General features: G+C 29.0%; 2 protein-coding genes. One reads left to right on the top strand and one right to left on the bottom strand.

Annotation, left to right across the window (positions count from 1 at the left end):
* Nucleotides 1-195: 195 nt before the first annotated feature.
* Nucleotides 196-1,116, top strand: a complete 921-nt coding sequence (locus ACO409_RS10805) for a hypothetical protein (protein WP_485557150.1) — start codon at nt 196-198, stop codon at nt 1,114-1,116.
* 360 nt (nt 1,117-1,476) lie between these two features.
* Here the strand turns inward: ACO409_RS10805 and ACO409_RS10800 are convergent, their stop codons facing one another.
* On the bottom strand, nt 1,477-1,593 hold the full coding sequence (locus ACO409_RS10800; RefSeq protein WP_302991012.1) for a helix-turn-helix domain-containing protein: 117 nt from the start codon (nt 1,591-1,593) through the stop codon (nt 1,477-1,479).
* Nucleotides 1,594-1,850: the final 257 nt, after the last annotated feature.

Here is a 1,850-nt window from a genome sequence, read left to right as displayed (position 1 = left end):
ACCTTATGAAGTTTTCTATGAAGAAAATGTGCACTTATTTTGACAATTCAAGATAATAAAAAAAAGGGTAAAGCTATTAATCATGGCTTTATTTTAGAACCAATTTTACACAGATTCATTCAGTCATATTTTTCTAATTACACTTCATACGGTGTTGTATATAAACATAGTTGGTTTAATTTTAATAGTACAAATATGATATCTCCTGAGCAAGTTATTGATTTTAAAAAACAATCATTTATTTCAAGGATAGTAAGAAAATTATTAAATAAGGAAAACAAAACATTTGCTTTTTTTAATATTCTAACATACAAAGGAAAAGGTGACGAAAAATTAAAATATGCTGGTGATAATCAGCATGAAATGAACATATTTACTCAAAAATTAAATGATTTGAACTTTATAGAATTAGAAAACTTTATAAAAAATAATAAGGAAATTTATAATCATATAGTTAAGGAAATTCCTGAAAAAAGAATAGAGGTCGAGGCGTCTTTTTTAACAACATACTTAAATAAAAAAGAAATAACTTATAAAGAATTTTCTTCTGAAATAAAGTTTTTGTATGATTTTGAAACAGAGTTTTCTAATTTTTTAGTCCATTTAATGCAATTAAATGATAGATTGATTGATTATTGGTGTACTATTTTCTATATTGAAGGTGTTCCCTCAGAGAAGACACAAAATCAAATTAAAGAAATAAATAAGAGTATTAGGGAGTTAAAAGAGGATAAAGATAAAATTGTTGGATTTAATTTTATGTTTCCATTGTTGAGACTATTGGATATTTCCTTGAGGATAGAAGATGACGATTTAAAGAAAATTTCTCCTTTATCTGTTAATATTGACGGATTTACATATGAAGAAGACAATTTGCAGAAATATTATCAAAATAATTCTAGTACAATAAATAAAAGAAGTGAGACCAAGTATTATTATATTTTAGAGCGAATTAGAAATGCTATAGCTCATGGACATATTACAACATATCTTGATTCCAATAGTAATATTGTTTACAAGTTGGAAGATATTTGGAATAATAGGATTGAAAAAGTAGAGATTGATTATGACTCAATGATGAATTTTTTAGAGCAGCCTATTTTTACAGAGCGGTAACATCTAAAGTATGAACCTAATTTTAGATTAACCAGATTTTCTCTAGTTACTTTTTGAAAAGTATATATGAAGAGTGTTTAAAAAACAGAGGATTTATTGTTGATGAAAGAATTTGTTTAAAAGTACATTATAATTTGATTGAATATTGACCTTGTCAAGAGTTTAGTCTTGTGGCTTTTGTTCAAGCTGATATCGGCTACAGATCTGTTCAGGCTACCGGGATGATTTTAATACGTCCTCAATTTCCTATTTCAACGTTGGTGTAAAACGAGACTTTCGGACTTTTTGTTTAGCCCTGTGGTCGTACTGTTCCTGTGCTAAGGTTGCGGAATAACCATTTTGGCATCGTCTTAACTCTCTTCAAATGGTAGACTTATGGACGCCAAGTTTACTTGCAATTTGGCAAGGTTTCAAACCTACTTCCAAGTAGGTTTCTATCTTTATTCGGTCAGTTATGGTAAGATGGAAGTAGCTCATAGTTTTTCCTCGGGGTTCTGTTTGTGTAGTTACTTACAGTTTACACCAATGAAACGCTATGAGTTTTTTTGTTGTACTATATTTTACAATTTGTCTCATATAAAAAAGTTCCCGCAACTGTTTAACTCGCAAAAAATATGGTATAGTTATTAAGATAGAAAATGCACAAGTTGTGGAGGAAAAAATCATGGGTATTTTTGCAGGTTTGATGGGCAATGCCTCTCAAAAAAATGTCGACAAGGTGGAAAGAGATCTGG

The sequence above is a fragment of the Leptotrichia sp. genome, assembly GCF_057270615.1.
This window is presented reverse-complemented; position numbering and strand designations above follow the sequence as displayed.